22 protein-coding genes and 2 pseudogenes are annotated in these 25,171 nt (G+C 57.1%); 14 read left to right on the forward strand and 10 right to left on the reverse strand.

Going from position 1 to position 25,171, the window contains the following annotated elements:
• Positions 1-13: 13 nt before the first annotated feature.
• A pseudogene (locus tag EFB14_RS20475) lies at positions 14-1,251 on the forward strand (flavin monoamine oxidase family protein).
• 118 nt (positions 1,252-1,369) lie between these two features.
• Complete coding sequence (locus EFB14_RS32970) at positions 1,370-1,546, forward strand: hypothetical protein (RefSeq protein WP_164737555.1); 177 nt, start codon at positions 1,370-1,372, stop codon at positions 1,544-1,546.
• 181 nt (positions 1,547-1,727) lie between these two features.
• Here EFB14_RS32970 and EFB14_RS20480 read toward each other — a convergent pair whose 3' ends face one another.
• From EFB14_RS20480 to EFB14_RS20500, 5 genes are all read right to left on the reverse strand, one after another.
• Positions 1,728-2,831 carry an NADH:flavin oxidoreductase/NADH oxidase gene (locus EFB14_RS20480; RefSeq protein ID WP_126828443.1) on the reverse strand — a complete coding sequence of 368 codons (1,104 nt, stop codon included), beginning with the start codon at positions 2,829-2,831 and terminating at the stop codon, positions 1,728-1,730.
• A 76-nt stretch (positions 2,832-2,907) separates the two neighbouring features.
• Positions 2,908-4,137 carry an MFS transporter gene (locus EFB14_RS20485; RefSeq protein WP_126828445.1) on the reverse strand — a complete coding sequence of 410 codons (1,230 nt, stop codon included), beginning with the start codon at positions 4,135-4,137 and terminating at the stop codon, positions 2,908-2,910.
• Between the two features lie 124 nt (positions 4,138-4,261).
• Entirely contained in the window at positions 4,262-4,561 is a 300-nt protein-coding gene (locus EFB14_RS20490) for a putative quinol monooxygenase (RefSeq protein WP_126828447.1), read from the reverse strand.
• A 484-nt stretch (positions 4,562-5,045) separates the two neighbouring features.
• Positions 5,046-5,729, reverse strand: coding sequence for a type 1 glutamine amidotransferase domain-containing protein (locus tag EFB14_RS20495; protein ID WP_125850716.1), 684 nt, complete (start codon positions 5,727-5,729; stop codon positions 5,046-5,048).
• Between the two features lie 145 nt (positions 5,730-5,874).
• A complete protein-coding gene (locus tag EFB14_RS20500) occupies positions 5,875-6,756 on the reverse strand; it encodes a helix-turn-helix domain-containing protein (RefSeq protein WP_164737556.1) in 882 nt (293 codons plus the stop codon).
• A 218-nt stretch (positions 6,757-6,974) separates the two neighbouring features.
• Here EFB14_RS20500 and EFB14_RS20505 point away from each other — a divergent pair, with 218 nt between their 5' ends.
• The 5 genes from EFB14_RS20505 to EFB14_RS20525 all read left to right on the forward strand — a co-directional run bounded on the left by EFB14_RS20505 (position 6,975) and on the right by EFB14_RS20525 (position 15,689).
• Positions 6,975-8,444, forward strand: coding sequence for a xylulokinase (locus EFB14_RS20505; protein WP_126828451.1), 1,470 nt, complete (start codon positions 6,975-6,977; stop codon positions 8,442-8,444).
• Between the two features lie 527 nt (positions 8,445-8,971).
• Positions 8,972-11,842, forward strand: a complete 2,871-nt coding sequence (locus tag EFB14_RS20510) for an ATP-binding protein (RefSeq protein WP_126828453.1) — start codon at positions 8,972-8,974, stop codon at positions 11,840-11,842.
• A 115-nt stretch (positions 11,843-11,957) separates the two neighbouring features.
• The gene (locus EFB14_RS20515; protein ID WP_164737557.1) at positions 11,958-14,033 is read left to right on the forward strand and encodes an FUSC family protein; all 2,076 of its coding nucleotides are present in this window, start codon (positions 11,958-11,960) and stop codon (positions 14,031-14,033) included.
• 119 nt (positions 14,034-14,152) lie between these two features.
• Positions 14,153-14,914 carry a response regulator transcription factor gene (locus EFB14_RS20520; protein ID WP_245438267.1) on the forward strand — a complete coding sequence of 254 codons (762 nt, stop codon included), beginning with the start codon at positions 14,153-14,155 and terminating at the stop codon, positions 14,912-14,914.
• Positions 14,915-15,170: 256 nt separating this feature from the next.
• A complete protein-coding gene (locus EFB14_RS20525) occupies positions 15,171-15,689 on the forward strand; it encodes a Dps family protein (protein WP_126828458.1) in 519 nt (172 codons plus the stop codon).
• Between the two features lie 453 nt (positions 15,690-16,142).
• On the opposite strand, the gene EFB14_RS20530 is transcribed toward EFB14_RS20525, so the two are convergent.
• The 3 genes from EFB14_RS20530 to EFB14_RS20540 form a co-directional block, all read right to left on the reverse strand.
• On the reverse strand, positions 16,143-17,111 hold the full coding sequence (locus EFB14_RS20530; protein WP_245438268.1) for an alpha/beta fold hydrolase: 969 nt from the start codon (positions 17,109-17,111) through the stop codon (positions 16,143-16,145).
• 20 nt (positions 17,112-17,131) lie between these two features.
• On the reverse strand, positions 17,132-17,884 hold the full coding sequence (locus EFB14_RS20535) for an alpha/beta fold hydrolase (RefSeq protein ID WP_126828460.1): 753 nt from the start codon (positions 17,882-17,884) through the stop codon (positions 17,132-17,134).
• 217 nt (positions 17,885-18,101) lie between these two features.
• Positions 18,102-19,568, reverse strand: coding sequence for a mechanosensitive ion channel domain-containing protein (locus tag EFB14_RS20540; RefSeq protein WP_125850702.1), 1,467 nt, complete (start codon positions 19,566-19,568; stop codon positions 18,102-18,104).
• A gap of 434 nt (positions 19,569-20,002) precedes the next feature.
• Between EFB14_RS20540 and EFB14_RS20545 the strand changes: the two genes are divergently transcribed.
• Both EFB14_RS20545 and EFB14_RS20550 read left to right on the forward strand, forming a co-directional pair.
• Positions 20,003-20,977, forward strand: coding sequence for an alpha/beta fold hydrolase (locus EFB14_RS20545; RefSeq protein WP_126828462.1), 975 nt, complete (start codon positions 20,003-20,005; stop codon positions 20,975-20,977).
• A 101-nt stretch (positions 20,978-21,078) separates the two neighbouring features.
• Entirely contained in the window at positions 21,079-21,753 is a 675-nt protein-coding gene (locus EFB14_RS20550; RefSeq protein ID WP_126828464.1) for a type 1 glutamine amidotransferase domain-containing protein, read from the forward strand.
• A gap of 187 nt (positions 21,754-21,940) precedes the next feature.
• Here EFB14_RS20550 and EFB14_RS33475 read toward each other — a convergent pair.
• Positions 21,941-22,150 (reverse strand): annotated as a pseudogene (locus tag EFB14_RS33475) (hypothetical protein); the annotation flags it as partial.
• A 236-nt stretch (positions 22,151-22,386) separates the two neighbouring features.
• On the opposite strand from EFB14_RS33475, the gene EFB14_RS20565 reads away from it, so the two are divergent.
• From EFB14_RS20565 to EFB14_RS20585, 5 genes are all read left to right on the forward strand, one after another.
• Complete coding sequence (locus tag EFB14_RS20565; RefSeq protein ID WP_097596198.1) at positions 22,387-22,665, forward strand: type II toxin-antitoxin system TacA family antitoxin; 279 nt, start codon at positions 22,387-22,389, stop codon at positions 22,663-22,665.
• Positions 22,662-23,189: a GNAT family N-acetyltransferase gene (locus EFB14_RS20570; RefSeq protein WP_126828468.1), complete on the forward strand. Its 528-nt coding sequence runs from the start codon at positions 22,662-22,664 to the stop codon at positions 23,187-23,189. Before EFB14_RS20565 ends, EFB14_RS20570 begins: the two co-directional genes overlap by 4 nt.
• A gap of 232 nt (positions 23,190-23,421) precedes the next feature.
• A complete protein-coding gene (locus EFB14_RS33910; protein WP_376772346.1) occupies positions 23,422-23,484 on the forward strand; it encodes a helix-turn-helix domain-containing protein in 63 nt (20 codons plus the stop codon).
• 176 nt (positions 23,485-23,660) lie between these two features.
• Positions 23,661-23,960 (forward strand): type II toxin-antitoxin system TacA family antitoxin, encoded by a 300-nt coding sequence (locus EFB14_RS20580; RefSeq protein ID WP_126828470.1) that lies wholly within the window; start codon positions 23,661-23,663, stop codon positions 23,958-23,960.
• A gap of 4 nt (positions 23,961-23,964) precedes the next feature.
• The gene (locus EFB14_RS20585; protein WP_125850694.1) at positions 23,965-24,477 is read left to right on the forward strand and encodes a GNAT family N-acetyltransferase; all 513 of its coding nucleotides are present in this window, start codon (positions 23,965-23,967) and stop codon (positions 24,475-24,477) included.
• A 511-nt stretch (positions 24,478-24,988) separates the two neighbouring features.
• Here EFB14_RS20585 and EFB14_RS33245 read toward each other — a convergent pair.
• On the reverse strand, positions 24,989-25,171 hold a 183-nt coding region (locus tag EFB14_RS33245), incomplete at its 5' end, for a hypothetical protein (protein WP_208661871.1).

The raw sequence follows: 25,171 nt of genomic DNA on the forward strand, positions 1-25,171 counted from the left end.
AACGGAGCGCGTTATGGACTTCGAGGTGGCAATAATCGGCGCTGGGGCAGCTGGTATTTCCGCGGCCCGTATGCTGACCTCGCTGGGTCGCAAGGTAGTTGTCATTGAAGCAAGCAGCCGCGTCGGCGGCCGAGCCTGGACCAACGAGATCTATGGTCTCCCACTCGACATGGGGTGTGGCTGGTTACATTCTGGTGAACGCAATCCGCTGGTCGATATGGCAAGGGCTGAAGGCTTCGATGTCGTAGAAGGTCGCACCGCTTGGCAGGATCAATGGCGGGACCTCGGATTCACTCCCGATGATCGAAAAGCTGCCCTTGAGGCTTGGGCGGGAATGTCTAAACAGATGGAAAGAGACCCACCTGCCTCTGACCGAGCTTCGGATGCCCTTGACCCAGGTGGGAAGTGGAACGCTTACTGTCAGTCTCTAAGCGGATATCTCAACGGTGCGCCGCTCGATAGCCTCTCAGTCGAGGATTTCCTTGCCTACGACACGGCTGCGACCCAGGCAAACTGGCGGGTGCGTGAAGGATATGGAACGTTGTTGGTAAGGAGTATGCCGGCTGTTCCTCTTTATCTATCTTGCGCTGCGAGGAAGGTGCGGCTAACCCGAACCGGCGTTAGGATTGAGACCGATCGCGGAGCAATTGGTTCCCGGGCGGTGATTGTGACGGTCTCGACAGCCGTGCTTGCCAGAGCCCTTATCGAATTCGATCGGAAATGGACGACCACTTGCACGCAGCTGGGAACCTGCCGCTTGGCCTGGCGGACAAACTTTTCTTCCACCTTGAAGGCAATCATGGTCTGGAGGCGGAAACTCATCTTCTGGGCAATCCCGCAAACGACAAAACGGGCAGTTACTACATCCGACCGCTTGGTCGCCCGATCGTTGAGGGATTTTTTGGCGGACCTGGCGCGATCGCGATTGAAGACGCTGGAGTTCTCGAAGCTTTCGCCTTTGCCATCGAGGAGTTGACGGCGCTGCTCGGTGGTAAAATTGAAAAATACCTCAAGCCAATTTCGTCCTCTTCATGGTGCAACGTTGAATGGATCCACGGCTCATACAGCCATGCATTGCCCGGATGCGCTCGAGACCGCGAGACATTGGCAAAACCAGTGAGCGAGCGACTGTTTTTTGCAGGCGAGGCGACAAGTCGTTTCGACTTCTCTACAGCTCACGGTGCATGGGAGAGTGGCATCAGGGCAGTTCAAGAATTCGCGGCGTGCTATCCTAAAGCAGTCGCTCCCTAATGGGCAGGACTGACCGCATAGCGAATAAGGTTGGCTTTCAAGATTCGACATTTTCTTCTAAACCCGAACCCCGATCCGCTCCGAGGCTTCGCTAATTTGCGGCCACGCGGCCAGCGGCGTGCTCAGCGTCGACGACCGCAGCGGCCATCGACCTTTGGAGACCTACGCCTTCTGCGAAGACGAAGCCCGGCTGACGATGCCAAATGCCGTTTTCAAGATCACCAACAGAAATGGCGTCCATGCGCCCGCCGACCATTGCCAATCACTCCTCAACAAGAACGGCTTGGGTCTCTGACTTGGCCTGATCTATAAAATGGAGCCTTCCCGGACAGCTCCGAGTGGGATGCACCCCGTGAGTGTTAGCTTTCATTCGTCCGAGAAAATGTCCCCGCGCCGTTTGCTGCATAATCCCGGAATCTGCAATGACGGGGCATCCTGAGATCCTTTCTGCGTTGATGTTACCGTGGAGCTGCGTGTTATTCCGTCTCAAAAAGACCGCGATACCGATTGGGCTGCGAGCGAAGGTATTGGTTTGGTACACGAATTTTACCACCCAGCTCCGCTGCAGCGTGCCACGGCCAGTTCGGATCGAATAGGATAGTTCTTGCCAAGGCTACCATGTCGGCGTCACCAGTCCCGACGATCGCTTCGGCTTGGTCGTAGCCGGTGATCAAGCCAACCGCGACCACGGGAACGTGGACGACCTTCCGCACCTCTCGAGCCAACGGGACCTGGTAGCTAGGCCCTACTGCGATCTTCTGGGCGGGATGGAGGCCTCCACTGGACACATGTATCGCGCCAGCGCCATGCTTTTCGAGTTCTTGTGCGAAAACAAGCGACTCTTCAAGCGTCAGGCCACCCTGAACCCAATCCGTCGCAGAGATACGCACTGAAACCGGCTTCTCACGGAATGCTGCGCTGACCGTATCGAAAACTTCTAAGGGAAAGCGCATTCGGTTCTCGATGCTCCCGCCATATTCGTCCGTGCGTTGGTTGGCTAACGGTGACAAAAACTGATGGAGTAGATAACCGTGCGCGGCGTGAAGTTGCACGATGTCGATACCGAGTTTGTCGGCTCGCGCCGCGGCAGCTCCAAATGCATCGCGAACGCGTTTCAGTCGCTCTTTATCCAAAGCGACGGGCGGTTGTTGATCAGCGTTGTAGGAGATCGCCGACGGGCCGTATGTTTGCCAACCGAGTCCGTCAGTTGGAGCAAACTGGCCGCCACCTTTCCAGGGAACTTCGGTCGACGCCTTCCTGCCGGCGTGACTGAGCTGAATCGCGATAGGCATGTCCGACCACCGCCGGATGCTCTCGAGCGTCAAGCTCATAGCCGCGTAATTCTGATCGCTGTAGAGGCCGAGATCTCCATAGGTAATCCGTCCTTCCGGGAGAACTGCAGTTGCCTCGATCGTCAAGAGCGCTGCGCCTGAGAGGGAAAGCTTGCCCAGATGTATCAAGTGCCATTCGTTCATGTTCCCTTCTTCGGCGGAATACTGACACATCGGCGCAATGACAATCCGATTGGCCAATGTGAGGTTCTTTATCTTTATAGGCGTGAAAAGCTTTGGCTTGGACATTGTTGCTGCTCCCAACACGGCTTCCTGTTGCCGTACGTTTGTCCTTATGCGCTAAGGTACCACGATGTGTGACGGTCTAGGCGGCTGCCAGATTAGGACGGCGAGTGAGCGTCATGGTGAAGATGACGAGACCGGTGAGCGTGAGGCAAAACCCCGCCCAAGCGGAGGAGAGAATGCCAAAGCCGCTCGCAATCGCGAGGCCACCCGACCATGCCCCGATCGCATTGGACAGGTTAAGTGCCGCCAAATTCATCGCGCCTACAAGGGTGGGCGCCTCGGGAGCGAATTTAGTCAGTCTGACCTGGATAGTCGGTATCGCGGTGAACATTGTTGCGCCGACCAGGAAGAAACCGGCGAATAGGACGGGAAGCTTGAACCCGAAAGTGGCCAGTGCTGCGAGTACGACGACTGCTACGCCAAATCCGAGCAGGAGACCACGTGCCGGATACGTGTCGGCGAGACGACCGCCAAGAAAATTGCCTGCAGTCATCCCGAGTCCGAAAACTGTAAGTGCAATCGGGATCCATCCTGCTTCCAGCATGGCGACATCCGTGATTAACGGTCCTACGAAAGTGTAGATCGCAAATATGCTCGCAACGCCGAGAGCGGCGACGAGCATGGTCATCCATACTGCTCCTTTACGCAGAGCGCTAAGCTCCTGTATGACGGAGCTACCGTTCAGAGCGTGGGTTTTCGGCACGAACGCCATTAGCGCCAGGAACGATAGCGCGCCGAGGCCCGACACCGCAAAGTAGGTGTTTCGCCAGCCGATGGTCTGGCCGAGGAACGTCGCGAGTGGGGAGCCGACGATGGTCGCCACGGTCAGTCCCATCATCACCAGAGCGAAGGCCTTGCCGGTATGGCCAGGGCCGTAGACGTAGGTGGCTACAACGGCTCCTGCCCCGAAATATGCACCTTGGGGCATGCCGCTGATGAAACGAGCGAGTACGAACATCTCCAGGTTGGCCGCCAGCGCGGACAGGATATTCCCCAATACGAACTGCGCCATGAGCATGAGAAGCAGGGTGCGACGGTTTAGTCGTGCAGCCGCTAGCGTGACAAGTGGTGCGCCGATGACCACTCCGAAAGCGTAGGCAGTCACGGCGTTCGTCGCAGTAGGAATGCTTATCCCCAGGCTTTCGGAAAACAGTTGGAGGATACCCATGCTGGCGAATTCGGAGGTGCCAATGCAGAAACTGCCCAAAGCCAGCGACAGCAGTGTCAGGCGGCATCGCCCGCGCTCCACGGGATCGGAGGAATGAACGTTAACCGCGGCGCATTGAGCGTGATAGGCTTTGTCGAGCATCGGTCGCATCCTTAATGGGGTGGGAAAAGTGTTTCGGACCCGTCCCTGTAACTGGATGCGTTATCTTCACGCCGGATATCGATCGAGTGTAATTAAGCGTTGTAAAATGCAGTGAATCTCATGCTCATAGGTCAGTCACGTCGACGGCTGTCACGGTATAAACGGATCGATCCGCGAGTTCGCCGATCTTGCCCACGTAGTTTTGAAAATGAGGAGTTTCACGATGAGAGGAGTTGGCCTCCGCGTCGATGTACATCTCGTCAAGGATGAAACGGCTCGGCTCCGCGGCGTCTCGCCAAAGATCATAGCGCAAGTTACCTTTCTCTCCCCGCGAAGGCGCAGCCATGCCTCTTAGCAAGTCTTCCAATTCTACTTCTTTCCCGGATTTTGCCGTAAGAACCGCGTAAACTTTGACGTTTGTCATATGGTGTCCTTTGATCCGACCGCCCACCCATCACGGATGGGACGACAACCGACAGACACACTATCCGGTCGACTTGAGAGGCGTGCGTAAAACACGGTAAAAAAGCGTTAAACGATACCGGCTTCAAGAGTTACGTCGATAGAAGCCGCTGGGCCAAACCCCGGCCTAACGTCTCCTTCGGCGAGACGACGATGGCAGCGTACGACGCGAGCTGCTGAAGCCAACCGCAGTCGAAGAACTGGAGACGGGGCCTTACGATAACAGGGCCGTCGTTTCTAATCCGTTCAACCGCAAAAAGAATGACATGGGTTCAGGTTTCGGCTCTTATTCAAGACCTTTGGAAACCGTCGGCTGCCAGTGCGGGCAACATCCAAAAGTCACGGATCCGCCTCTTCTCGGTTGTTGCGCTTGGCGCGGAACAGCGGCTGTCTCTTCGATAGGATTGCACTACGCAGCTCACGCAATTGACTGCTCCGACCGCTTTTCATTCGGTTCGCAACGCAATCAGAAGGGTGATCGCTGCGGTCCTCGACGACGAAGGATTCTGGCCGGTCACCAGAAGGCCATCGCGAATGACATAGCTGTTGAAGTCCTCCGCAGCCGAAAACTTCGCTCCTTGGCTCTTCAGCAGATCCTCCAAAAGGAAAGGCACCACCTCCCTGAACTGCATCACGGACTCCTCAGAGTTCGTGAAGCCGGTCACCTCGAGTCCCATGGTTATTGGTCGGTCATCCGGAGTCCTGACGTTGGTGAGAATGCCTGGAGCATGAGACACCAGCGCAACCGGCTTGCTCGTCGCCAGCATCGTCTCGATCAAGGACAGCGCGTCGGGATCATTCGTCAGGTCCCAGAGCGCACCGTAGCCGCCTGAGAAAAACACTGCGTCAAACTCCGCTGCGGCGATCGACGACAGCCGACGCGTGGCTTTCAGCGACGCCATGGCGGACGCATCGTTTTCGAATCGCCGCGTATCATCCGTCTGATAGGCGGCTTCGCAACTCCTGGGGTCGAGCGACGGAAAACCGCCCTTCGGTGAGGCTAACGTGATATCGACGCCGGCTTCTCGGAACAGGAGGTACGGTGCAGCAAGCTCTTCCAACCAGAAGCCCGTTTTCTTGCCCGTGTCGCCAAGTTGGTCGTGCGATGTCAAAACGATCGCGATCTTCACAGTGCCACCTCCTGCTCAGCTGCGGCACCACTCTATCTTGCTGGACTAGCTTCGCACGGTCACTGCGTGCTGCACATTATTCCGTCTGTGCGCAGTTGAGGTCCTTTGCGGCACACGCCGTGATAACCGGTCGATCAGTAGTGCATCACTGGCGGGACATGCGCCTGAACTCGCCCGGTGTCATCCCGCCGACGCGTTTGAAGGACCGGACGAAATTTGACTCAGACGAGAAGCCGCAATCGAATGCGATCTGGGCGATCGAAAGGCCGGCCGCGAGTCGTATCTTGGCCATTTCCAGCCGACGGTGACCGACGAAGGTGCTGGGCGACTGCCCGGTTGCAATCTTGAACATGCGCGAGAAATGGAAGCGGCTCAGCGAGGCCACAGCTGCCAGATCGTCCAAGGTAATCGGTTCTGCGAGATTAGCATCGATATAGTCGATCACGCGTTGGAGGCGCCTTGAGTCGAGACCTGGTGATGCGATTGCGCTGCGCGCAGGGTCAATCCCAAAACCCGCGTGACTATTCAGGAGCCTCAGAGCTAACGCGTCCGAGAGGGCTTCGATGAGCAAACTCCCGCCCCAGGTCTCGCAAGTTAGTTCCCTGACGAATTCCGTCGCGATGCACTCGATGAGCGGGTCACGAAAGCCGGCATGATAGTCGATAGAAGGCGATGACGCATCGCTACGGAGCGTGCCGGCAAGATTTGATAAAAATGATGCAGGCAGATAGATGTGTACCATCTCGTCTATGGTACGAGAGATCGATTTAAAGTCCTCTCGTATCCCGGAGGGGCTTAATCCGATCGTTCCCGGCGCCCCTACGATCCGTTCACGCACACCCTCGGCCTGACGGGTTACCACCGTCGTTCCGCGCATGACGACACAGATCTCGTTTACGTCGATTGTACCAGGTGGCCTCTCGCCCGCGGGATGGAAGCGAAGTTCGGCCTGGACACCCTGCCAGCGCCTGCCGGAGGAACTCAGGATCACGCGTCCTCTGGCATAAGAGGCAGGCAGCTTATTCATGCTTCGCACCCTCATCATCACGGTAGCGCATACGATCACATTCGTTTACTTGGCGCAATTGGGAAGCGACTTGGGAGCGACCGAGGCAATGCGTTACCTCACCAGCCAGGGACTCAGTAGAATTCTTCGCAGCATTTACCTTGGGCAGGCAAGTAGTAGTCTATCCGCCGTGAGGTCAGTGAGCGTCCGAGCCGACGTGAAAGGCAGGTTGAACGGACATGAGTGATAAAACTGTTATCGGCATCGATATCGGCACCACCGCCATTAAGGCGGTGCTGGTGACCGGGGCGGGCACTCAACTGGGGCACTATGTCGAGTCGTATCCCACCGCGCGTCCCGCTCCAGGGATCGTCGAGCAGGAACCTGATGACTGGATCAGGGTGGCCATTCAGGCTCTTGCCGGCTTCGAGCGCGATTTTGACCTCGGGGGGCTACAGGCTATCGGCATATGCTCCCAGGCCAATACTCACGTCTTCATTGACCGCAACGCAACGCCACTCGCTCCGGCGATTGTCTGGCAGGACCTGCGATGCGCCGACATCGCCGCCGAACTGGATGGGCAAGTGGGCGCTGAGAGTCGGATTGCATGGTGGGGTGCTCCATTGCCTATCGACGCCAGTCATTGTCTCAGCCGTATGGAATGGATGCGACGCAACAGGCCGGACATCTGGGGCCGCTCACGAGCCGTCATCCTGCCGAAGGACTACTGCATCGCACGATTGACGGGAGAGGTTGCGGCGGACGCGATAGCATCTATTGGTCTGGTTGACGGACAACTTAATTACATCAAGGCGCTTCTTGATCTCGTGCCGGATGCAGTGCAACGCCTGCCCCCACTGCGTGATTTCACACATGTCGTGGGACGCGTCTTGCCGGGGTTTCCCTGTGCGGGTACGCCCGTCATTGTCGGGACTATGGACGCATGGAGTGGCATGTTTGGCGTCGATGTCGGGAAAGTTGGAAGCGCAATGTATCTCAGCGGTACGAGTGACGTGCTGGGGATCGTATCGCCAAAGCGCGTTCCGACGCCGGGAGTTGCAGCATTTCCTACCTATCAGGAAATCACACTGCATGCCGCGCCGATACAATCCGGAGGCGCGTCGCTAGCGTGGCTCAGCCGTCTCCTGGGTAGAAGCATCGACGAACTCTGTGTTCTGGCAGCCGCCATGAGTGGACAGGAACGCATTCCGCTTTTCATCCCCCATCTGGATGGCGAGCGGGCGCCGCTCTGGGACCCATTCGCGCGAGGTATATTCCTAGGGCTCGACTCCTCCATGGGTCCCGCCCACCTGGTGCGATCGGTTATGGAAGGCGTTGCATATTCGGCGCAATGGGCGCTAGAGACGCTTGAGCGCTCCGCCGACAGCTCTCCGTCGATCCTGAACTGCGGCGGCGGCGGATTTGCTTCGGACGTTTGGAACCAGATTCGCGCTGACGTGCTCGGTCGAACGCTTCGATGTGTACGAAGCGCGGATGCGGCGGCGACCGGGGCTGCGGCCATGGCCCTTGCAGGAATAGGTGCAGCGGGCTCGATCGCCGATGCCGCCAGCCGCATTGTCCAATTCGAAAGAGAGTTCCGGCCTGATCCGGCTCGCAGAGGTTATCACGAGGTCCGCATGGCGCTTTTAAAGGACTCGTACGCGGCCACCCAAGACATCAGCCGACGCCACGTAACATCCGTCCTCTGACTAGCGACCGACGCGAAGATCGGGTGCGCCGTTGCGTCAGGTGGCGGTCCGCTGCCCGCAGCATGCGATGTAGACCAGTCGCCCGCCGGACGCTGCGCAACTGCGTGGCGACCCGTCAACGTTCCCGGCGCGCGTTTCCCATCCCATCGCGCCGAAGCAAAAGAGCAATATCTGAGAATCCTTCCGCAATAGCGGATCATGCGCCATCGCCGCCCTTGCGATAGCGTCCGAGTGCCGTTGGTATGACGTGCTCGATCGGTTTGTGCCCAAACCGCAAAACAGGATTGCTCGCAGTCATGATCACAACCGCTTCACCATCGTCGGCCATCCAGCCGACAAGTCCGTCGTTTCCACGGATGGAGAGTTACTTCCGAACGGTCGGCATTTCGTGCTCGCTGGGGTAGCAGCCGCTACTATTTACCGGTTTTAACCCCCGGCTTTTCTTACATCGTATAGACTACTGATAGTGATAAGTGTGCAAAGCCTCGGTCGCCACACAGTTGCGGTCACCAACGGGGGTGCGTGACGTGAACGCTGTTTTCAAATTTGGCCCTTTCAGCCTTAATCCGGTCTCACGGAAACTCATGCGGGACGGGCGTGAGCTGCCGATCGGCAGCCGTGCTTTTGATATGTTGGTAGCACTCGTTAATAAACAAGGTGAGATCCTTTCGAGACGCGAACTGATGGCTTGCGCTTGGTCCGGCCTGAGTGTTGAGGACTCCAATATACGTGTTCAGATGGCCCACCTTCGCCGTAAGTTGGGTTGCGGCGTCAACGGCGACCGATATATTGCCAGTATCGCGGGCAGGGGCTACAGCTTCGTGATGCCTGTCAAAACGCAACAGGACGTATCCTCTGCGCATTCCCACAGCATCTCCGACGAAGCAGTTTTCGACGATCCCGTCCAACGCGAGATCAAGGTTCCGATCGCGTCTCGCTCGGACAAGTTTTTGGGTCGGGCTTCCAATCTTGAAGAACTGGAGCGTGCCGTCCAAGAGCGCCGGTTAATCACGGTGGTGGGACCAGGTGGGGTTGGTAAAACCACTCTTGTCACAGTCTTGGCGGGTAGCCTCCAGAACTTCGATGAGATCAGATTCGTGGATCTCAGTGTTGTCACGGATGACACCCTGGTCGCGGCCGCCGTCGCATCATCGGTCAATTCAAGTGTCCGAAGCAGCGATCCGCTTCGTGACGCGGTTACATGGCTTTCTAAAAGGCGGAGCCTGTTGATCGTCGACAACTGTGAGCATGTCATCAATGGGGTTGCCAATGCGGTTTCGTTCATCCTGAAACATTCACTTTCTACGCATGTGCTTGCGACAAGCATCGAGGCACTACGGGTCACGGGGGAGGCGGTGTATCTCTTGCGGCCCTTGGGAACCCCCCCCAATACGGGACGGATGACTGCGAACCACGCTCTGGCATGGCCATCGGTTGCGCTTTTCATGAGCCGAGCCGTTGACGGTGGCCACAAAGGTGCCCTCGCTGACGAGGAGGCCGCCATAGTCGCTGCTATCTGCCGGCGGTTGGACGGGAATCCCCTCGCGATAGAATTGGTGGCCAGCCGCGTTGGCATGTATGGATTGGACGGAGTATTGGAGCTGCTGGATAATCAGTTATCGCTCCGGTGGCGCGGCGACAGGGACGCGGCGCCACGGCACCAAACTGTTCAATCACTGCTCGACTGGAGCTACGTTCTTCTGTCGAAGAACACCCAAACGGTCTTGAACAGGCTATCTGTGTTCGCCAGCGAATTCACGATAGATGCGGCGACGGATGTCGTTGCTGGATCCGGCATAAGTGACGCCGATGTTTCGATGGCGATAAGTGAGTTGGTCGACAAATCCATGGTGTCGTCGGGAGGGGTGGACGAGACAACCGGCGCGTTGAAACTCCGGGAGATCGTCAGAACATACGCGGCCTTCAGGCTGACGCGCGAACCCGGGCGGCACGAAACTCAACGAAGACATGCCCTTTTTTACCTAAGAAGAATGCGCGCCCGCGAGGGCAGATCGGGCAAAAACACCTCGCTGCACGATTTCGACATTGGAAACGTGCGCACTGCGCTTGAGTGGGCGTTCTCTGAAGGCGGAGACGCCGAGATCGGAGTTGAGACATGTTGTCTCCTGCTCGAAACCTTCCAAGATTTGATGCAGTTCGATGAGTGTAGAAGATGGTGCCAACGCGCGTTAGAGCTTTTGCCGCCCAAACATCAAAACACGGAACTGCACCTCAAGCTTTTGGAGAGTCTCACGATCGCAACGCTCTTTGGGCATGGCGGCGATACGGGGGTCGCGAACTTATTCGATGTCGGACTGCCGCTCAGCCGTCGCCTCAAAAACCATCGCATAGAATCTCACCTATTGGCGGGATTGGGACTGTATCATCTGAAGCAGGGCGATTTCCGTTCGGGCCTCAACGTTGCAGAAGCTTACGCGAACAAGGTCGATCACCACAGTAGCTCGAATGACAATTTTGTGGCGGGCTGGATGCTGGGAACAATGTACCACATGCTCGGAGAGCAATTGGAGGCTGCGGCCACTTACGATTATAGTCTCGCGCGAGCCACCGGATTTTCTCCGTCGAGATTGGGGTACTTCGAGCAGGCCCACCTTGCGCTAGCGAAGATCGCCCAAGCGCGCGTCGCGTGGCTCCGAGGCTCGCCGGAAACAGCGTTGCAGATGGCCGAGAGTGCCATCGAGGAGGCAAGAAGCCAACCAGCCGCTTTATGTTTGAGCCTGCTAATGGGCATAACCGTTTTTCTGGACAGCGGCGAGCTAGATCGAGCGGATATCCTGACCGATGAACTGGCTGAACTAACGGCGACAAATGGCAATCTGTCCGGATACCGTGAAGCTGGCATGGCGGTGCGCGGCCAGCTTCTGGTCCTTCGTGGCGAAGCGGAACAAAGCATAGATTTGTTGCGCGGGAAATTACGATCGGTGAGTTCGATCGGCTTTCAGAGTTTGATATTCGGAACCCTTCGTGCCCTTGCAGAGGGACTTGCCGTCGCTGGCGAGCATACCGAAGCGGTTTCGGCCATCGATACAGCATTGGGTCTGTGCGAACGCGCTGGTGGGACCTACCTTCTGCCGGAGCTTTTACGAACGAAGGCCATGATCCTCCTTTCGTCGCCACACTCGAACTTCAATGTGGTACATCGTCTTTTAAACGATGGTACCGCAATTGCGCGCAGAACGTCGGCGCTAGGGTGGGAGCTTCGATTGCACCTCGCCCGCATGAAGGCCGACAGATCGATGGGTCTTAATACGACGGAAGAAGGCTTCAGCAAGCTTGCGGAAATCGTCCGAAGTTTTCAGGACGGTTCCGAAACCGCCGACCTACGAACAGCCAACTCGCTTCTACGACAGCGCCTAGACACGGCGCTCGCAAGCTGAACGTGATTTCCCGCGAAATAACCAGGCTCAACTCGCGGGCGCTCGAAGCAGCCGCTAGCGTATGCGCCAAGGGCCCTTCGCTGCCGCCGGATCACCTGCCTCAGCTGTGGTGCCGATGGGCCGCCACCTCTACCGGAAGAGCACACAACAAATGCGCCTAACTTCGAGGCTCGTGTCATTTGTTTCGCGACGGACCTTGTGGTCTGAAGGACAGGTCTATGCTGTCGTCCCTGAACAGTTGGACATTCTCGATGGGGTTCGAGCGGCAATTTCGATCGCTTTTTTGCTAGCCGGTGCAATCTGCCTTGATATACCAGACTTGGCATTCAGCGTTGTCGCCGCATTTTGGACCTCCCTTTGCGACCCGTTCGGCGGAGCCCGGTCTCGCTTCCGTGTCATGGCGAAATTTGCGATCCTAGGCGCGATCGTGTTTGCCCTCTCATCCTTCGGTGCTCACTTCGGCACCGTGGCTGCTACCGCAACGCTCTTCACTCTCGTCGCATTGTGCTGTCTAGGTCGATCCTACGCGCCCGCGTTCGGACCCGGACCCGCCCAAGGTAGCTTCATCTCCGCAATTGCAGTTGTGATCGGTGTGTCGACACCGCGTCCATTCGAGGGAGCGCTCCAACTTGGAGGTTGCTTCCTGCTCGGATCGACGGCGACAATCCTCATATCGACCTTGATATGGCCGAACCACACCAATGCCCCGGGCAGATTGTTGCTCGTGACGATCTACAGCCGGTTGCGGACGATGCTGAGCGCGCTGATCGATCTCGACCGATCTCCAGTTGCCGACAGCGCGGCCTGGCTGCAATATGAGACGCTGACCCGTAGGGCCGTGAGGATCGCTATTGAGCGAGGTCGCCAAATCGTTGCGCGACGTCTTTTGGGGAGCAAGCCGCACGGTCACGCGGTTGACGTAGCCTCGAGGTTACTGGGTAATCTGATCGCTCTCGGGCACCTACGCAGGTCAGGCGGGGCGTTCAGCGAAGATAGTGTCACATTACTTCGCGATTTAGACGAGCTGTTGCGGGAAGTGATCGATTGCTTGGACTCAGGAGCCATGACCTCGGCTCGAATCAACGAAGACGCAAGGTCTCTCCACCGCGCGGCCGAAGACCAAAACAGGGCTTTCGGCAGGTGCATAGAGGGCGCGGCCATCGCACTGATGTCTCTGGGCGGAACAACAAGCCCGGAACAACGGCAAGATGTTTTATCCACCGGCCTATTAGCGACGATCTTCGAGAGGCCTGCGATGCCGTCTGTTGTGTGGCATCAAGCGTTGCGGGTGGCCACAGCTGTGACCGCTTGCCATCTCGTGGAGGGGTGGCTTGGAGTTACCTTGTCATACTGGGGAACGATTGCGACTTTGGTCGTGATGCAGCCGGCTTTGGGGAACACCTGGGCCAGGGTGTTGGAGCGAGCAACAGGCACTCTCCTCGGCGGGTTGGTCGCCGCGGGGTTGCTCATGAACAGCCCTGGCGACGTTGCGATGGCTCTAGCGATCGTTCCGCTCGCGGCCGCGGTCATTGCCTTACGCACGGTGAATTACGCGCTATTCACGATCTTCCTGACGCCGATGTTCATGTTGCTCTCTGACCTCATCAGACCCGCAGACGATCTGATCTTTTTAAGAGCGGTGAACGAGAGTCTTGGTGCTCTCTTCGGTGTGGTTGCGAGCATATTGATATTCCCGACCAAGGATCGTGTCGCGATTTCCGATACTCTCCGGACAGCCGTATCCGCAAACCTGTCATTTGCGTCCAGCGTGCGAAGGTCGCGCCACGGGCCGCATTCGGCGGAGATTGCGAAGGCACAGGCGGACGCGGGTGTCGGCAGCTCCAGGGCTGAGGTTGCGGCGATGGGACTAAGTCTCGGCAACGGTGCCATAGCCAGCTCAGATGCTCTGAATAGTGTTCTCCTGGCGCTGAGAAATGTATGCGGAGCGTCTGCAGTCTTCGAAACTCTCGGGGACCACGATCCTCAGGTCGATACACAGCGAGCCGACTACTACGAAGCCATGTCATCGGTTCTCGAGATGCAGCTCAGGACTTGGACATTGGGGGATCTACCCATGCCGTTCCCAAAGTCCGGCGACGAATTGGACCAGGCCGTTGCTGATCTTGCATTGACGGTGCAAGCCTTCATCAGGGCATACGGCCGTGGTGGGAGGGGCTACGGCGGGCAATAGTGAGAGGAGTGGGTTTCCCTCGGCTTTCGCGCCGTTTGACACCATTTCACCGACTTCAACGTTTTGTCATGGGGAAACACGCGTAAAGTTAACGTGTCGAAACGCGAGAGGAAAAGTCAATGATGATTTCTACATCAAGGCGAGCAACGAGTTCCACTCGGGATGACGATCTTCATTATCTGGGGTGCGTTGCAGTCATCGAGGATGATCCGGACACTCGCATGCTGGTATCGAGCCTGATCGAGAACGTTGGGTTTCCGGTCGTGACTTTCGTCGGAGCCTCCGAGTTTCTCTCATCTCCACTTACGGTCGAACCCAGCTGTATTTTGCTGGACGTAAAGCTGCGGGGGATGAGTGGCCTTGATCTTCAGCAGCGCCTGTCGCATCGAGGCTCGCAGTCCCAGATCGTGTTCATGACCGGCTTCGCAGACGTGAACATGAGCGTGCGCGCGATGAAGGCCGGCGCATTCGACTTTATCCAGAAACCTTTCCGGGAGCAGGAAGTCCTCGACGCCGTTTGCGCCGCTGATCTGGCGTATAGGCAGCGTGCCAGCATCAATCGTTCCAAGGCTGCGATTGACCGGCGTTTTCACTCCTTGACGTCACGAGAGCGCGAGGTCTTGGAGGGCGTTGTCGACGGACTGTTGAACAAGCAGATCGCCGCCCTCCTTGGAATCACCGAAATCACCGTGAAAGTGCATCGTGCAAAATTGATGAAAAAAATGCAGGCGAGGACCTTGGCAGAGTTGGTAAAGGACGTCTCGCTGCACCTTTCCTTCGAACGGTCCCAAACTCTTGCGAACGCGGACGACAGCGCCTTCAAGGACACCCGGGAGCGAACAACCGACGCTCGGAGCCTCGTGATGCCGATCTTTGCCTGAATGCGGCATTGTCCCGATAGAACGCCAAACCAGCTGATCCGATGTCGTTTCAATCAGGGCCGGCTGAATGAGGTCATCGTTACTGCGCGTCCGCGCGGTTGGGCCAAGCCACAACTATTCCCCGGTATAAGGCCTGCAAGCCTCTCGTTGCACTCGAGTATAGTGTATTTAAACCATCGAAAGTTTCTCTGCGGGCGTTCAGCGGGTAAACTTGCGCTGGCACTCTTGAGCTTCCTCCCCATCAAAGGATAACGCCATGGACAGAAAAGTAGCGCATCAACACCGAAGCCTTCCGCTTTCAACGCCGACGGACCTGGGGGAGGACGCAACCCGTGATATCGCGGCAGCGCTCACGGCTCTGTTGGCGGACGTTTTCGCACTCTACCTCAAGACCAAGAACTTTCATTGGCACGTGTCCGGACCGCATTTTCGCGACTATCACTTGATGCTTGATGAGCAAGGAGCCCAGATTTTCGCGATGACGGATGATATCGCCGAGCGTGCTCGAAAGGTTGGCGGGCCGACGCTGAAATCGATAGGTCATATCTCGCGACTTCAAAGGATCCTCGATAACGACGCGGATTTCGTGACGCCAAGAGACATGTTGTCCGAGCTTCGTGACGACAACAAGCAGCTTGTCGGTATCTTACGTCAGCTACATGAGCTGACCTCTTCACATGATGACCATGCGACAACGAGCCTCACCGAGAACTGGATCGACGAGGCGGAAGGCAGGCTGTGGTTCCTGTTCGAGGCAACGCGTCTCGAGCGGTAGCTCCTCGAGAGAGGTGGCTGGATCCGTTGCGATGAACTAGAAATGCGAGCCGCCCCGGCGGGGGGCGGCTCTCTTGGACCGTATCGCAGGCGGCGGTGGGAGGGGAGACCAGCAAGCCTTGGTCCTCGGTCGCCTCGGGAGGAGATGGCGACGGACATGATGCTACCCCAATATTAGAAAGAACATAATTGAGCCGAGGTATCGGTTTGGTTACCCGGTCGGCTGACCTGCGCAGTGCTCTCCTCTGGGCGTTCCGCGAGGATGGAAACGCATTTCTTGGCATCGAACTGACGGCAGCGTCACTTCCGCTTTGGTTTGAATCTTCGCTGGTCGCGGTGGCCAGAACCAGGGTCGAGTCCGTCTTGGCGGTCTCGGAGACAAACTGCCGAGGGCGAGGGCGGCAAAGGCGAACGTAGGAAACATTAGCATGTAATTTCTCCATCGTTGAAATACTCATCGATGATCGCGCAACCTCGCAAAATTCGAAATTGTCCGAGTTTTTCGCACGCTAAGCTTCACGTCTGGGGGGCGAGCGTTGAAGCCAGCCAAAAATTGGCCGATCAGGGACGCGACCTGAGGGAGGCATTCCTCGAGCGCGAAGTGTCCAGTCTCGAGAAATTGTAGGTGAGCATTGGGGAGATCGTCCAGGTATGCCTGTGCTCCTGCCGGTGTGAAGAAGGGGTCGTTCTTACCCCAGACGATCAGTGCGGGCGGCACGTTGGCTCTCAGCCATTCCTGCCATTGCGGGTAAAGGGGCAGGTTGCTCTTGTAGTCGAGAAGCAGGTCAAGTTGTGACTGCTTGCGACCCGGCTGCTCGATGTAGTGCAAATCGAGATCGTAATTGTCCGGCATTATACGTTCCGGCCGCGATGTTCCCGTGAGGTACTGGAAGCGAACTCCCTCGGCTGTGAGCAGCCCTGATAGTTCGGCGGTGACTGCGGGATCCTCTGGTCGAGCCGACATTAGCCTCTTTGCTGCCTCCGACAATCCGGCGTCGTAACAGTTTCCGTTTTGAATGATCAGGCCGGCTATGAGTTCCGGCCTTCTGGTTGCGATCCTCATCCCCACTGGGGCACCAAAGTCGAAAATGTAAAGGATCACCCTGGTTAGGCCAAGGGTATCTATAAAGGCCTCGATGGCACGTGAAAGGTTGTCGAATGAATATTCAAATGTTCCTCCCTCCTTCTTGCTGACAGGAGCGGTACTTTGACCGAACCCGGGATAATCGGGAGCGATCATGCGGAAGCTTCCTCCAAGTCGCTCCATAAGTGCTCTGTATTGATGCGACGTTGAAGGAAACCCGTGCAGTAGCAAAATGGGAGGAGAAGTCGATGCCGCATCTTTCGGATGCGTCTCGCGATAGAAGATCTCCGTGTCTTCGACGGCGAGCCGGCGGTAGGTCATTTCGTAATAGCTCGTCATCGCGCCTTCTCCCATCCACTTTACTTTGCCGCCTGAATTATCAGATCCGATACTTCCTCGGCATGCGATAGCATCGCGACATGGCTTGAAGGTATTTCGATCGCCTTGGCGTTGGCCGCCTTAGCCTGATCCTTCTCGAGCTGTGGCGGGATGATCTGGTCTTTGGTTGCCACCACCATGAAAGTCGGTTTCTCGCGCCACGCCGCTTCCGAGACCTTTGCGCTAAGGCATCTGACGTGGAACGGACCCTGCGTCGCAGCTACAACCGCTTTAGATTCAGGGTCGAGATCAGCTGCGAAGTACTTCTTGATGCCTTGGTCGCTGATCCTCAAGAAGCCGTCGTCGTCCTTCATGTATTCCTTGCGGCTTTCCAGCTGGGGATATTTTGACGTAACGTCCTCTAACGACTGCCCTTTATCGGGCGCGTAGGCCGCCACATAGACTAGAGACTTCACCTTCGGATCAGTTCCAGCTTCCGTTATGACAACGCCTGCCCACGAGTGGCCGACGAGAACTACAGGGCCTTCGGCGTTCTTGATCGCGCGCTTGGTAGCGATGACATCGTTTTCAAGCGAGTCCAGAGAATTTTGTACGGCTATTACTTTGAGGCCAGCCTTCTCCAGGCGCGGAATTACCTTTTGCCACGATGTCCCGTCGGCGAAAGCGCCGTGGACAAGTACGACTGTTTTTGCAGCCCCATCCGCGGACCAGGCCGCGGTCGATAACGCCAAACTTGAAAGCAGAAGTGCTGCGGTCGACAAAATCGTCATCATCTGAAGTCTCCTTTTTGCCGATTTTCGGCGTGAAAACTCGATCGATTGTTTGACTTTCCCGTTGCATCCGGGCGGCGTCGATGAGAGGCCGCCTAGTGGGAAAGTGGCAGCATTGGCCGTCGATCGTTATTTTTGCGTGGGATGCTCTCCCACGACATCCAGGCTAGAACACACGAGGTCACGCATCTCGTTAAATCCTGCTAAAGCACGGGAATTCCTAGAGATGGAAGAGCCTAAGGATCCGCATCCTCAGGTCGGGGGCTGTCGTGGAAGCGCGGTCACTGCTGGCTTGGTGAAGCGCGTCCTCCGCCTTTGTGCGCGTAAGCAGCAAAGCTGCGAGGTCCTCAGCGATGGCGGGGCGTTCTCTAAGTATCTCTGCAATCTTGCCTTTGCTTATCTGATATAGCGTCACATCCGTAAGGCATATGGTATCGGCCACTTCCTTACTACCCAGCAAAACGCCTCTTTCTCCAAGAACGTCTCCAGGCGAGAGCCTTGCGAACTCAATCCTTCCGTCATCAACACCGTCTTCGACAATCGCGACGCCACGTGCCAACATCATAAGTGCGCTAGTCGTCGAGTCTTTCCTAGCGATTACCGCTCCTTGCTTCATCACCACGCGCTCGGCGGAAGAGGCCAGTGCGTTCGCTTCGTCGTTCGTGAGATTGGCGAAAATCGGTGCCAAGCTGATGAGGCTCTTAACAAAATCAGGTTTTCCAGCACCCGCCGCCGTTTTTTCCGCGGGAGGATCTGAAGCAAGTGGCAAGCTGGCAGCGAAGGTGTGGCGATAAATCAGGTCGAATATTTCGTTCCTCGCCTTCGCAACAGATAACAAGGTGGGTACACGGAATGAAAGTTCCACTTCGATGCTGTCTCGACTCATACCCGTTATCGAGACCGATGGGCTTGGCGATCTCAATATCTCCCTGCTACCAAGCAGCACCTGATGCATCGTGTCTTCGATGGCTTTGGGTGGCACACTCGCTTGCATCTTAACAGTCAGGCTGGCTCCATGTGAGATGTCTGGCACACTCAGATTTGTTATGCGGCTCTTCGCTAACATGCTGTTGGGGACAACAACGAGGTCGCCAGTTTTGTTGAGAAACTGTGTGGACCGCCAGTTGGTCTCCACGACCTTGCCCTGAACGTCATCGTCCAGAACGACCCAGTCCCCCACAGAAAGGAGCCTGTTGAGGTTGAGCGCGATGCCCGAGAACACGTCGTTTAAAGTGCTTTGAAGGGCAAGGCCGAGTACGATGGCGAAGACGCCGGATGTCGCAATTATTGTTCCGACCGGCAGGCTGAACACATAGGCTATGATGCATAACGCTGCGCTTACGTAGATAATTGCTACGACGAGATCTTGAAGAAGTCTGCCTTCGCGAGGCTTGTGTTCAAGAATTAGAAAGACGCGCGCGCAATTCGCTAAAACCATTGCACCCGCCAGCCACCATATGGTCTTGAGGCTCCCGTGCACGAAGCGCAACGTTACCGCAGACCCCAGGTCTTCCACAGAGTAGGGCGGTATGCCGTTCCAAAGCAGTAAGGCAGTCAGTGCCAAGAAAAACACGCAGTCGATGATCAATCGACGGGTTCCAGGAGCGGGAGACACTATATGGGCGGCTGCTCTGGCTCCGAACAGTATAGAGAACTGTATCCACAAATCGGTCAGAACGGATGGCATTCGCGTCTCCCGGCCGTTGCTTGGCGGCACGTTCCGCCATCGCGGGCTTTCGACTTAATCGAGCAATACGACAGAAGTGGCCGCAACGCAGGTGAAATGATGTAAACATGCGTGAAACGCGGCGGCTGCGCGCGAGTGGGGATAGCAACATTCTCACGATTTGACGGTGTTCAACACACCGTTTTTGGCCCGCCCTGTTACTTGGCTAGCTCAACGTCGCTGTAACTGCGTTTTGACTGTCGCAGTCCAGTTGCCGCGCCTGGGCGTCTTCGCCGGACCAACGCTCCATCCAGCGCCAGCGATGTTACGCCCTAGGTCAATCGCGATGCTCGTTTCCCTGGGATTTACGACGATTAACTCGTTCGGGGTTCTGCGCTCAGGCAATATCCAGCAACGAAATGAGCACTGTCCGATCGTAAGAAGGGAGAACGTGCATGCGCCGTTTTGTCTTAGCCTTGCTGCTAGCTATCGTCTCCGCGGCACCTATTGCGCGGACTGCGAATGCCGGTGCGCAGACCGCCCCAGAGATGCACGCGACGGTCGTCACCGTGCACTATCGGTCAGCCAAGATCCAGGGCTTGAACGTCTTCTATCGGGAGGCTGGACCGGCGGACGCTCCCGTCGTGCTCTTGCTTCACGGGTTCCCAACCTCTTCACACATGTTCCGAAATCTCATTCCCCAACTGGCGGATCGATACCACGTTATCGCCCCCGATTTTCCCGGTTTTGGGCATTCCGACGCTCCGGATCACAAGGATTTCAAATATGGCTTTGGGGCGTATGCAGACATCGTCGACGAGCTGGTGTCCGGTATCGGTGTCCAGAGCTACGCGATGTACGTGATGGATTACGGCGCACCTGTCGGTTACAGGCTTGCACTGAAACACCCCGATCGTGTCACCGCGTTGATTATCCAAAATGGAAACGCCTACGATGAGGGTCTGCGAGAACTCTGGGAGCCGATAAAGGCTTATTGGGCGGACGGATCGAGCATACACCGGGACGCGCTATCTGGCCTGGTGACCCTCGAGGCGACCAAGTTCCTATATACCGACGGAGTGTCGGACGTCAGCCGCATAAGTCCTGACAACTGGGTCCAGGACCAAGCGCTCCTGGATCGGCCCGGTAACAAAGATATCCAAATGGATCTCTTCTATGACCACCGTACCAACGTGCCGCTCTATCCAGCATTCCAGAAATACTTCCGCGACCATCAGCCGCCGACGCTAATCGTCTGGGGAAAGAACGATAAGGTTTTCCCTGAGGAAGGAGCGCGTGCCTACCTTCGGGATCTGCCACAGGCCGAAATCCACTTGCTCGATTCCGGACACTTCGCGCTCGAAGACAAGTTGGATGAAATGGTTCCGCTAATTCGCGGCTTCCTGGATCGTGAATTGGCCAAACTCTAGACGCCGCTCCACCGAGCCGGCCGTGACACTTTAAGTACGCGGGTGGCGTCCGCCAACGAGCAAGATCCCCGTATGCCAAGTATAAACAAACGGAGAAGCAAATGACAAAGCACGTTCTATTCATCGTCACAAATGCAGCAGTGATCGGTCCGCACAATCGTCCCACCGGTTTCTTCTTCGCGGAGGTTGCTCATCCGTTTGACGTCCTCGACAAGGCGGGCGTCGCCGTCGAGTTCGCGTCACCTGCTGGCGGATGGACTCCGTTTGACGCCTATGACGAGAAAGACGCCGCGCAGAAAGAGTTTCGTGGGAGCAAGGCTTTCCGCCGACTGAACCGCAGTCGTCGGCTGTGCGAAGTGAACGCCGCGGATTATGATGCGATCCTCATTCCCGGAGGCCTGGGGCCGATGGTCGACATCCAACGCAATCGTGAGGTCCAGAGTGCGATCGTGCGCGCCTGGACGACGAGCAAGATCGTCAGCGCGGTCTGCCATGGACCGTGCTCGTTACTTGGCGTTGATCTTGGCGACGGAACACCGTTCGTACGCGGCAAAAAGGTGACGGGCTTCTCGAAAAAGGAGGAATACGACTACGCCCGCGAGGATGTGCCGTTCGAGCTTGAAGATGCCTTGACGGGCGAGGGTGCTATCTATTCGTCTGCGGCGAACTGGGAGCCTCATGTCGTCGTCGATGGTCGCCTCATCACTGGTCAAAATCCGGCTTCCGCTGGACCTCTGGCGCAGGAGTTGCTTGCGGCCCTCAGAAAGCAGGCGTGATCATCGCTCCTATTGCTCGCCTGCCAGCGCATACTGCAGGCGAGCAACCCGTCGTTTGCGTTCACCGTTTTATTTCCTTGCTATGCTGTCCATCGGATCGTCGACGTTGGTAAGCTCCTTCGCCACCACACTCTACGCGTCGTCCGCCGGGAGTGCCAACCTCAGATATGACAGTGGGATGTCGTTGCTCGCGAACTTCGAGACGGTCTCCGTATTTGAGAGCGAGCCACCTGCAATCTTCGCAATCAAGCTCAATGCCATCGAGTGTGACTGTCGCAGCCGCCGTGCTGCGAACAGACTGATCCAACCTGGCGACACGAAGAATGGCGTTGCCAAGCAGCATCTCACATGGAGCCTGATCTACTTCAGGGCCGCCGACAGCTCGGACTATCTGCAGACTTTGCGTCCGTACTGGGCGTCAACGGGCGAAATCGGACGCCCGTTGCTCCTGAGGGCGTTCGCGATGGTCTGAAAATCGCTGAACAGCTGACAGGTGATCCCAACGTTCTGCAAGCCCTGAGGCAAGCCAAGAAGGTATAGAACTGCTCCCATCCGCCGTGTACGCCTTGAAGGCGCACACCATTGACGCCGAGAGGAGTTTCGCCTATATTTCATTGAGAGATGGAGGCTGACATGCCGAGTATAGCGAACGAGAACAGTGAGCGTATGAGTTTGAGGGTGCCTGCCACGGCCAAGGCTAAGCTCGTGCGCGCTGCGGCACTTCGTAATACCGATCTGACGAATTTCGTAACCCAATCCGCACTGCGAGAAGCAGAAGCTGTGATCGAAGAAGCCGAAACGATCAAAGTGTCAGAGCGCGATCATCTTCGCATTCTTGAGCTTCTGGAAAATCCGCCCAAACCCAACGCCAAGCTGCGCGCGGCGATTGCCGGTTTGCCGGACAGCCTATGACTTTACCTGCATGGCATGAGGAACCGATCGCCAAGTCTCACGGTCGGGCGGCCTTCGATTGCGGCGACGCTCAGATGAACGAGTTCCTGCTCCGCTTTGCCCGACAAAGCCATGAGCAGAATGCCTCGAAGACCTTCTGTGCTATCGACGACGCAGTGCGCGACCGCATTCTTGGGTTCTATACAATCGCGCCTTCGGCAGTCGAGCACGCAACTGTGCCTGATGCAATGACACGCGGTCTTGCCCGCCATGATGTGCCGGGCTTCAAGCTCGCGCGATTGGCTACCGACCGAGCGGTTTCCAGACAGGGACTGGGAGGCCAGCTCCTAGCCGCCGCAGCGCTCCGCTGCCTACGACTTGCAGGAGAGGGCGGGGGACTTCTATTGATCATCGATGCCAAAGGCGAGCGCGCCGCCAACTGGTACGCTTCCTATGGCGCCGAACCGCTGAAGGACAAGCCGCTGACTCTCGTGATGCCGCTCATCACCTTCGCGGCCGACTTGCGGGCTAAACGTCTTCTTTGATCCCCTAAGGCGCGGGGACACGATTGATTTCGCCGAAAGCGAACTGTTGCATCATGGCGATCAGCTTAAGGACTAGCTCTACCACAATTGCCATCTGGAAAGCCGGGAGCCCCAGCAGCCGTCTAGAGAGGAAAGAGGCCGAAGCGGCCTTCAAGGCTCCTGTACGAGGTCCGGCGATCTGCTGATCTGAGCATGACCGGCTGGCGCTGGCCCGAACACTGATGAGACGAAAGTGGAGCTCGGCCTGCGCGAGATGACGGGGAGGGGGAGGTTTCGGGCGTGGGGAATCGTGTAGCCCGCGGGTGGAGTCTGCCCCGCATGCCCACTCTCGGGATTTCCGCCTCTGTCGCAGTGGGGGAGAGGAGGACTACCCGTCTTTCTCCTGACGATGCAGCAGGGCATCGCATGATTGATCGCTTCACTTGTTCTTTCCGGCCATTGGCCGTACATATGTCAGAAAGGAGAATGTCGATGGTCTCTACAGTAAATTCGTCTCGTGAACGGGTCCGCGGCGAGCGTCTTGAGACGCGCGTGACGGCTGACCAGAAAAGTCTGATCGAGCGCGCCGCGGCCCTCCAGGGACGGACGGTGACAGATTTTGTACTGTCCAGCGTCCAGGAAGCCGCCCGACGGGCAATCGAAGAACACCAGCGCATGGATCTCTCGGTCCGTGACAGTGAGGCCTTTGTAGAAGCATTGCTTAATCCGCAGCCTATCAATGATCGTCTGCGTGACACGGTGCGTCGCTATCGCCAAATGACCGGCGTCTGACGGGGTGGCGCACGACATAGGAGAAGCTCCGCGAGTCGAGATCCTCGGTACTCAGCACGACAGATCTGCGTTTGAAAGTGGAGTCGAGCCGCTTGACCGGTATTTGCGGGTTCAGGCCGGCCGGGATGCCCGCAAGAAAATGGCGGCACCTTTTGTGTTTGTGTTGTCGGACGGTGCCATCGCGGGCTATTACACCCTTTCGTCGACGGCAGTGAATCTCGGGGAGCTGCCGGAAGAGGCAGTGCGGAAACTGCCGCGCTATCCGCTCGTTCCAGCGACCCTTCTCGGGCGACTAGCGGTCGACAGACGTCACCAGGGCAAAGGCTATGGACGGTATCTGCTGGCGGATGCCCTCTTTCGTGCCGTCAGGAGCGAGATCGCGTCCTTTGCTGTTATCGTAGACGCCAAGGATCATAACGCACGCCGTTTCTACGAGCGTGAAAGCTTTCTGCCCTTTCCCGACCGGCTAATGAGGCTGTTCCGGCCGATGGCGGACGTGGAACGGCTCTTCCAATAAGAAAGAGGAACGAGCGGGACGAGCACGGCGTGCTGAACTTGCACAGGTTTAGTCCGCTTATCACGCCCGTAGCCGTCCGAATTCTTCGACAGGCCTCAGGGTTAGAATTTGCAAGAGTCAGGTTCGGCGGGATTCCAATCGCCTACCAAATGCCTCTCTCCCTGTCTATCGTACGCCCGGCGGGTGGACGTGGGCAAAAGCACGTGGAGCCAGTCCCCTCGCACGCGAAAGTCCGGCATAGTGGAGCATGAACGCATGGTATGTCGGCCTTGCTGCAAGAACGCTTGCCCTCGCAACGCAGATCATGCGCCGGGTCTGACGTGTCCATACAAGTGCGCTCTTCCGTGGAGTGCAGAGAGGGCGCTGGACAATGGAACCAGCTGGCTGAGCAATGGATACCAGTTATTTCGGGCGATCATAAGGTCCGACATTGCAGGCAGAACGGTTCCGCCGGGCGCAGTCGATCCCGCCTTCCTGCTGTAGCGGCGCTTCTCTAATCGGCGTGTCGAGGTCAAGCGCCTTTCGCGCATTTTCTGGGCGGAGCGAGTGAGATTGTCGTCCGCAGTCGGCCGATACCGTTGAAAAAGTCGGTGTTGCTGTCGGTGTGAAGTTCTGATTCAGTCGTTCCAGGCATTGGGAGGACAGTACGATGATGGGCGAGCGGACAGTGATGCAGGAAGCGCTGTTTTACGAG

The organism is Rhizobium fabae, from assembly GCF_003985135.1.
Taxonomy (GTDB): Bacteria; Pseudomonadota; Alphaproteobacteria; order Rhizobiales; family Rhizobiaceae; genus Rhizobium; species Rhizobium pisi.